General features: G+C 59.4%; 5 protein-coding genes and 1 pseudogene. 5 read left to right on the top strand and 1 reads right to left on the bottom strand.

Going from position 1 to position 7466, the window contains the following annotated elements:
* Positions 1–287 precede the first annotated feature (287 nt).
* From H5U08_RS06560 to H5U08_RS06545, 4 genes are all read left to right on the top strand, one after another.
* Positions 288–1289 carry a PmoA family protein gene (locus H5U08_RS06560; protein WP_297031444.1) on the top strand — a complete coding sequence of 334 codons (1002 nt, stop codon included), beginning with the start codon at positions 288–290 and terminating at the stop codon, positions 1287–1289.
* Between the two features lie 373 nt (positions 1290–1662).
* Positions 1663–2439 (top strand): ABC transporter permease, encoded by a 777-nt coding sequence (locus tag H5U08_RS06555; RefSeq protein WP_237260247.1) that lies wholly within the window; start codon positions 1663–1665, stop codon positions 2437–2439.
* A gap of 28 nt (positions 2440–2467) precedes the next feature.
* Positions 2468–3379: an ABC transporter ATP-binding protein gene (locus H5U08_RS06550; protein WP_297031442.1), complete on the top strand. Its 912-nt coding sequence runs from the start codon at positions 2468–2470 to the stop codon at positions 3377–3379.
* A complete protein-coding gene (locus tag H5U08_RS06545; protein ID WP_297031441.1) occupies positions 3372–4544 on the top strand; it encodes an MlaD family protein in 1173 nt (390 codons plus the stop codon). Before H5U08_RS06550 ends, H5U08_RS06545 begins: the two co-directional genes overlap by 8 nt.
* 27 nt (positions 4545–4571) lie before the next feature.
* Here the strand turns inward: H5U08_RS06545 and H5U08_RS06540 are convergent, their stop codons facing one another.
* Positions 4572–5987 carry a sugar porter family MFS transporter gene (locus tag H5U08_RS06540; RefSeq protein WP_297031439.1) on the bottom strand — a complete coding sequence of 472 codons (1416 nt, stop codon included), beginning with the start codon at positions 5985–5987 and terminating at the stop codon, positions 4572–4574.
* A gap of 594 nt (positions 5988–6581) precedes the next feature.
* Here H5U08_RS06540 and H5U08_RS06535 point away from each other — a divergent pair.
* A pseudogene (locus H5U08_RS06535) lies at positions 6582–7466 on the top strand (signaling protein); the annotation flags it as partial.

The following is a 7466-nucleotide window of genomic DNA, read 5'->3' as shown; positions in this document are numbered from 1 at the left end:
CTCAATGTCAAAGAGGGGAGTCGCCCCTTCCTCACTTTCCCAGCCAGGTCCCTCCCTATATTCATCTTACGTGGAGGGACTTCAATTTACGCGAACGAAACCTATTTCTCGCACAGAACCTTTGCCCCGTCGGCTTTTGACTTGGAGCAATGGCCGGCAACCCGAGGCAACCTCGCTTCCGCATCCTTGGACGCGCTCGATAGCAATACCGGCGGCTCCGGATTACAATCTCTGTCAGTCACGGGATAAAGTTGGCGTCTATTTTAGCGGATCAAGGAGAGACTTCCATGAGTGCGGCGACATCCCTTTGGTGCTGGCGGTGCATCCTGATGGTGGCGATACCCCTGGCGGCTGTCATGATGCTCTCAAGAAGTGGGGTCAGCGGAGAGCCGTCTTCGGCTGTGACTTTTTCCATTCAGAAAACCGATCACGGGGTGGAAATATTGGGGAACGGCGAACTCTGGGCAGCCTATGTGGCCGATGGGGAATTCAAGCCCTACGTTTGGCCGATCATCGGCCCGACGGGCAAGCCTTTCACTCGCGAATGGCCCATGGGCCCCGGCGAAGGGGAGAAACACGACCACCCCCACCAGCGTTCCCTGTGGTTTACCCATGGTGATGTAAACGGCATCAGTTTTTGGGAAGAAGCCCCCGGCCGAGGCAAAATCGTTCATCGGGAGTTTCTGACTCTCGAGGGGGGCACCAAAGGGATCGTCGTCACCCGAAACGATTGGGTCGCGCCCGATGGAACGGTCCTCCTCAACGATGTCCGCAAGCTGCTCTTTTACCCGCTTGGCGAGAACCGTGTCATCGATTTCGCCATCCGTCTCTCGGCCGTTGCGCCCAGTGTCACGTTCGGCGATACCAAAGAGGGGACATTCGGGCTTCGCGTGGCCGACTCAATGACCGTGGACGCGAAAAAAGGCGGAAAAATCGTGAATAGCGAAGGTCAAGAGGACAAGGACGCCTGGGGAAAGAAGGCGAAATGGGTTGACTATTCAGGGCCCGTGGACGGGGAGATCGTCGGAATCGCCGTGCTCAATCACCCCAGCAGTTTTCGGTTTCCTACCTACTGGCACGTGCGGACCTACGGCCTGTTCGCGGCCAACCCGTTCGGCTGGCATGATTTTGTCGGGCGCTCCGATGTCAGCGGCGCTTACACTCTGGGGAAGGGCCAAAGCATCGAGCTCCGCTACCGCGTCATTCTCCACAAGGGACGCACAGCAGAGGCAAAAATCCCTCAGCTTTATGAAGAATATGCGGCCGAGCCACCGCTTCCGCTGCCCTGAAGGGTCCCTTTTCGCAGGATCGGGCAATGTTACCCGGCAGTGAGCAGGGGGCTAGGGGGTGATAAAAACTCCGGGCAATATGTAGTCCGCAGGTTGATTTGGCAGTTCTGTCGGGACGTTAGCGTGTCGTTTTTTTTGAACCAACCGTCTTGCCCCTACGTTTGTCTCAAGCCGTACATTCGATAAAGTCGAAGAGAAAGCAGGGGCATTGCGCACTTGTGGGACAGGTCTGACCCCACGCAGATCGTCCAGGCTCTCTCGGAGGCATGCGGTGAGTACAGCTTCACTACGCTCGCCCAACGGACTCCCCGGTGTACCCGGGGGAATGCTCAACAACTTTGCCCAATGGGTGGCGGACGTCGGTGCCCGAACGATGGACTGGATCGTCGGGCTGGGGAGCATTTCGCTGTTCTTCGCGAGAACGCTCCGCTGGCTTGTCATCCGGCGCCCTCGACGGGAGACGATTATCTGGAATTTTTATCAGATCGGGGTGCTCAGCCTCCCGGTGGTGGCCCTCACTGGGACATTTGTGGGGATGGTCCTCGCCGTGCAGAGCTACGCCCAGTTCAAAATGCTCAACCTGGAAACCCGGCTGGGGGCGGTCATCAATATGTCACTCGTCCGCGAGCTTGGGCCGGTCCTGGCCGCCACCATGCTCGCCGGTCGGGTGGGCAGTGCGATGGCGGCCGAGTTGGGCACAATGCGGGTCACGGAACAGATCGACGCCCTGGCTGTCATGGGGGCGGACCCCATCCATTACCTTGTCGTTCCCCGGTTTCTTGCCTGCCTGGTGCTCATTCCCGCGCTCACGCTGGTGGCCGACTTCATGGGCGTGGTCGGGGGATACTATTACAGCGTTTACCTGCTGCACATCGACGCCTACTATTACCTTCAGAACTCCGCAAATTATGTGGGGTGGTTTGATCTGTTCTCGGGAACGGCCAAAACGCTGTTTTTCGGAGGCGCCATCGCCGTGATCGGTTGCCACCATGGTTTTCATTGTGATCCGGGCGCGGAAGGCGTCGGCCGCGCTGCCACCTACGCGTTTGTCCATTCGTTCGTGACGATCCTGCTTCTGGATCTGCTTTTGGGAATCGGTTTCGATGCGCTCTACAATGTGCTGTTTCCGCAGGGCCCGCGGTTGATTTAATGCGAGATTACCCAGTGACACTTCGGAGGTGCGACGTTCGTCAGCCGTCATGACCTATGCCACAGAACCCCACGTCAGCCCGACAGCCACCGCCGCTCCGACTGACGGCCATGTCCTGGTGGAAGTGGACCACCTGACGGTGACCTTCGGCCGCCAGATGGTGCTGCGCGATATTTCCATCCAGATCCGGCGTGGGGAAACGGTGGCGATTCTGGGAGAAAGCGGCTGCGGAAAAACAGTGTTCCTGAAAACACTCGTGGCCCTCCAGCGCCCGACGCGGGGAAAAGTTCTCTTCGACGGTCAGGACCTTTTCCGCCTCAGTGCTGCGGAACTGGCCCGGGAACGCACTCGGATGGGCTTCGTGTTCCAAAACGCGGCCCTCTTTGACAGCATGACGATTGGCGAGAATATTGCTTTTCCGCTCCGCCAGCACCGGCAATTGAGTGAAGACGAGATACAGGCTATCGTTCGGGCGAGGGTGGCGGAGGTGGGACTTCCCCTCAGCGTCCTTCGAAAAAAGCCGGGAGAGATCTCAGGCGGGATGCGGAAGCGCGTGGGCCTTGCCCGGGCTCTCGCCCTGGAGCCGGAACTGATGCTCTACGACGAGCCCACGACCGGACTCGATCCCATCATGAGCGATGTGATCAACGAACTCATCCTCCGCACCCGGCGCCAGCATCCTGTTACAAGTATCATTGTTACCCATGACATGCGAACGGCCACCAAAGTATGCGATCGCATCGTCATGCTCTATCCGCTTGCCCGACTCAAACCCGGAGAGAGCCAGATCCTCTATGATGGCCCGGCTGCAGAAATCGAAAAAGCCAGCGATCGCCGGGTCATTCAATTTGTTCGCGGCGAAGCGGGCGAGCGCCTGATGGAAATGGCTCGCGAAGAAAATAATCACGCACAATCTGCGGAGGAGTCGGTCCATGGATGAACGGCTCATGCAGTTTCGAATTGGGGTGATGGTGCTAGCCTCCATTCTCATTGCGGCCATTCTACTGGTGACGTTTGGAGAATGGCGCTGGCCTTTTCCTGCGGAATACACCATCTACATCCGCTTCCCCGAGGCCCCCGGTGTGGCCGAACGCTCCCCCCTGCGGAAAAGCGGGATCGTCATCGGTCACGTGACGGACGTGCAACTGACTCCCGAGGGGAATGTGCTCGTCACCGCCCGCGTCGAGCGCAAATACGTGCTTCGCCGCAATGAAGTGTGTCGGCTGAATCGGGCATTGCTAGGGGATTCCACCCTGGAGATCTCGCTCTCCCCGGACCCCAACGCTTCGACCGAACCTCTCAAGGAAGGCGATGTCATGCAGGGAATCGTCCCCCCAGATCCCATTGTGATTCTCACCAACCTTCAGGAGCGGCTGGTAACGGCGATTAATTCAGTGAACCAGACGGCGGCCGACTTGGGCGACACGGTTCGCTCCGTCAATCGCATTCTCACGGATAACGAACAGCAACTGAAGGATCTGCTCGCCAATGCCAACAAAACAGTGACGCTTGCCCAGCAAACGGTGAGTAACGCCAATGACATCGTGGGAGACCCGGAACTGAAACAGCGGCTGAAGGATACGCTAAGCCGCGTGCCCCAGGTGGTGGACGATCTGCGTCACACCCTGGACGAAGCCAACCAGACGATTCGCGTGGCGAGAGAAAATTTGGACAACCTTCGCGGGGTGACGGCCCCATTGGCGGAGAACGGAGCCGCGATGATCCGCCGGCTGGATACCAGTTTGCAAAACCTGGAGCGTGTGACTGCCCAGCTTGCGGAATTCGGTGAAACCCTGAACCGCGACGATTCCACGCTCGGCCGTCTCGTGCGGGATCCCACACTCTACCAAAAACTCGATCGCACCATGACCAACGTGCAGCAGTTGACGCAGGATCTCCGACCGGTGATCAGCGATCTTCGTGTGTTCAGCGACAAAATCGCCCGCCATCCGGAATTGCTGGGCGTCCGGGGTGCCCTGGAACGTCAGGCAGGCACCAAGGGTCTGCCCAACATCCCTTCGTTCGGTGAGGAGGAATCCGTCCTTCCGGTTCCGCAGACCGAGCCGCCGCGCCGGTTCTCCATCCTTCCCGGAGCCTTGCGCTGACGCTCCTGGTGGGGTGAAAAGGGTGGTTCAGCCCTGTCTGCTCGTCGTCGCTTCCAGTCCCAGAAAGCTCCGCTCGATTTCTTCCAGCGTCTTGCCTTTTGTTTCCGGTACAAACAGCAGGACGAACACCAGGCACACTGCACACATCACGGCATACGTCCAGAATGCCGAGGCCGGCCCCCACGCCGCATACATCATGGGGGCGGTCTGCGTGATCAGAAAGTCGGCCAGCCACAGGGCCACGGTGGCAATTCCCATGGCCAGACCGCGTGTTCGGGTGGGAAACATCTCCGCCAGCACCACCCACACCACCGGTCCCATTCCCACCGCGAAGGACGCCATGTACAGTTGGACGAACACCACAACCCAGGTGTTGGGCAGTTGCTGATGAAATGCCCAGCCCAGGAGCACAAGAGAAGTCCCCATGGCCGTTGATGTAAGGAGCAGAAGGGGTTTTCGCCCCAATCGATCCACCACGGCAATGGCGACCAGAGTGAAGGTCAGATTGACGGCCTGCGTGATGATCGTCCAGAACAGGGCCCAGATGTCCGTGCTGCCGGAACTGCGAAAGATGCTGGGCGTGTAATAGACGATGGCGTTGATCCCGGTCACCTGCTGAAGGATCGCAAGGATGACGCCGATGACGAGAATCCGCCGGTAACCGGGGCGAAGCAGTTCACTCAATCGACCGGTTTCTTCTGCCACAGTGCGTTGAATGTCCGCCGCTTCCCAGTTTGCCCGCTCCGGACCGGCCAGCCGGGTGAGTACGGCGAGGGCCTCCTCCGTTCTGCCCATCTTGATCAACCAGCGAGGGCTTTCCGGAACGAGGGTCAGACAGGCGAGGAACAGGACGGCGGGCAGCGTTTCCGAGCCGAACATCCAGCGCCAGCCGATCGTCACATTCCAGGCATGATCTCCCTGCAGCGCGATGAGCCAGTTCACAACGGCGACGACCACCATCCCCGAGATGATGGCGATTTGCTGGAGGGCCACCAGCCTTCCCCGGAGGTGGGCAGGAGAAATCTCGGCGATGTACAGGGGCGAAACGATGGCGGCTGCTCCGACCGCCAGGCCGCCCAGCATCCGGGCAAGAACAAATTGTGTCAGCGTGGTAGGAATGGCCGTGCCAATAGCCGAAATGGCGAAGAATATGGCAGAAATCACCAGCACCCAGCGTCTGCCCAGATAGTCCGCGAGCGGCCCGGCCACCGCCGCGCCGAGGGCACATCCCAGCAGGATATTCGAGGTCGCCCAGCCTTTAAGCTCCGGTGAAAGCTGAAAGTGTTCCGTGAGGTAGTCGATGGCGCCTGCAATGACGGCCGTGTCGTATCCAAACAGTAATCCCCCCAGGGCAGCGACAACGGTCAGCAACAGCACGTAGCCTGTGCTTCCGCGATAAGGCGGGGGTTCCGCACCGGAGCCATGCTGGATATGTGCGATCATGGCGAGGGCCTTTCGGGCAAGGGCATTTCCAACCGTGGATTGAGCGACCCCCAAATCACGACATTAAACGGCATTATGGTACTTGTGCACCAGCATTATGCAAGCCAATCAGGAAATCGCCCAGTTGGGTCTCACCTTCTCTTTGCCGCCCGGGGAAAGGGGCAACGTCGAAAAAGGCCTGGTGCCACGAGCTTCACTCTGGTGGAACCTGTCTGCCATATCCCCGGCCGGAGGGACCCAGCTGTCCGCCGTCCAGTGGTGGACGAGACGTGGTTTTCACCGGGCCGGACGAGCCCGTTCCTTCTCTCTTTGGAGAGACGTGCTTGTCACGTCCGGTTTTTGGTTGGATAATCCATTCCCTCTTCGATGGGTTTTAGGGCAGATGGCACCGCAGGGAAGAGGAGAAAGGCCTATTTGGGGGACAGTTTGGGAAAAGTGGCTGGTCGGTCGCGATTAGCGCGGCGACCTCACCCACGGCCCATTGTGCGGTTATGGGAATGCATGGATGGCCCCGACCGCGACTGGTGCTCCAGCGTTGGATTGGCCGCTGTCCATCAAGTGGAGCAGTTCCGCAATCGATACGGGAGAATGTCCATGAGTTTCAGTTGGAGACGCGTTGTGCCGGCATGTCTTATCGCGATTGTGGTTGTGACGGCGATTCCCGGTCTTGCCGCGGAGCTTTGGGTGGCGCCCCATGGAGACGATGCGGCGGCTGGCACGCGAAATTCTCCGCTGGCCACGCTGGAGGGAGCGCGTCGGGCGGTGGCCTGGCATCCGGCGCGCGGGCGGGAGCCCATTGTCGTGCGGATTCTGCCCGGCACTTATTACCTCGAGAAAACACTTGTTTTCACGCCCGCCGATTCGGGATCGGCGGACGCACCGATCCGATATGAGGCGGCCGAGGAGGGCCAGGTCATCATCAGCGGTGGGTGCCGCCTGGTTCTTGATTTCCAGCCTTACCGGGGACAAATCGTCCAGGCCCGGGTGCCACCGGGGCTGAAATTCGACCAGTTGTTCATCAATGGGGAGCGGCAGCATCTCGCGCGGTATCCCAACTATGATCCCTCAGCGAAGTATTTCCAGGGATTTGCGGCGGACTGCATCGCCCCGGAACGCGTGGCACGTTGGGCTGATCCGCGAGGGGCTTTCTTTCACGCCATGCATCGTGCCCTGTGGGGAGATATGCACTGGCGGATCACAGGGAAGACCAGTGACGGGCGGCTGGAAATGGAAGGAGGATGGCAGAACAATCGGCCATCGCCGCCGCATCCACAGTACCGATTTGTGGAAAACGTTTTTGAGGAGCTGGACGCCCCCGGCGAATGGTATCTCGATGCCGAACGGGGAATCCTCTATCTTTATCCGCCCGACGGGGTCAATCTGAAGGAGGCAAAAATTGAGGCCGCCGGTCTTCCCCATCTGATAGAGTTCCAGGGCACAGTGGAAACCCCTGTGCACCACATTGAGCTGAAGGGGCTG

Origin of the sequence: Thermogutta sp. (assembly GCF_014359955.1) — a bacterium.
Lineage (GTDB): Bacteria > Planctomycetota > Planctomycetia > Pirellulales > Thermoguttaceae > Thermogutta.
This window is presented reverse-complemented; position numbering and strand designations above follow the sequence as displayed.

What these genes read in the sequence shown, in the direction of transcription:
- H5U08_RS06560 (WP_297031444.1), top strand. Translation starts at nt 288, where the DNA reads ATGAGTGCGGCGACATCCCTTTGGTGCTGGCGGTGCATCCTGATGGTG.
- H5U08_RS06555 (WP_237260247.1), top strand. Translation starts at nt 1,663, where the DNA reads ATGGACTGGATCGTCGGGCTGGGGAGCATTTCGCTGTTCTTCGCGAGA.
- H5U08_RS06545 (WP_297031441.1), top strand. Translation starts at nt 3,372, where the DNA reads ATGGATGAACGGCTCATGCAGTTTCGAATTGGGGTGATGGTGCTAGCC.
- H5U08_RS06540 (WP_297031439.1), bottom strand. Translation starts at nt 5,987, where the DNA reads ATGATCGCACATATCCAGCATGGCTCCGGTGCGGAACCCCCGCCTTAT.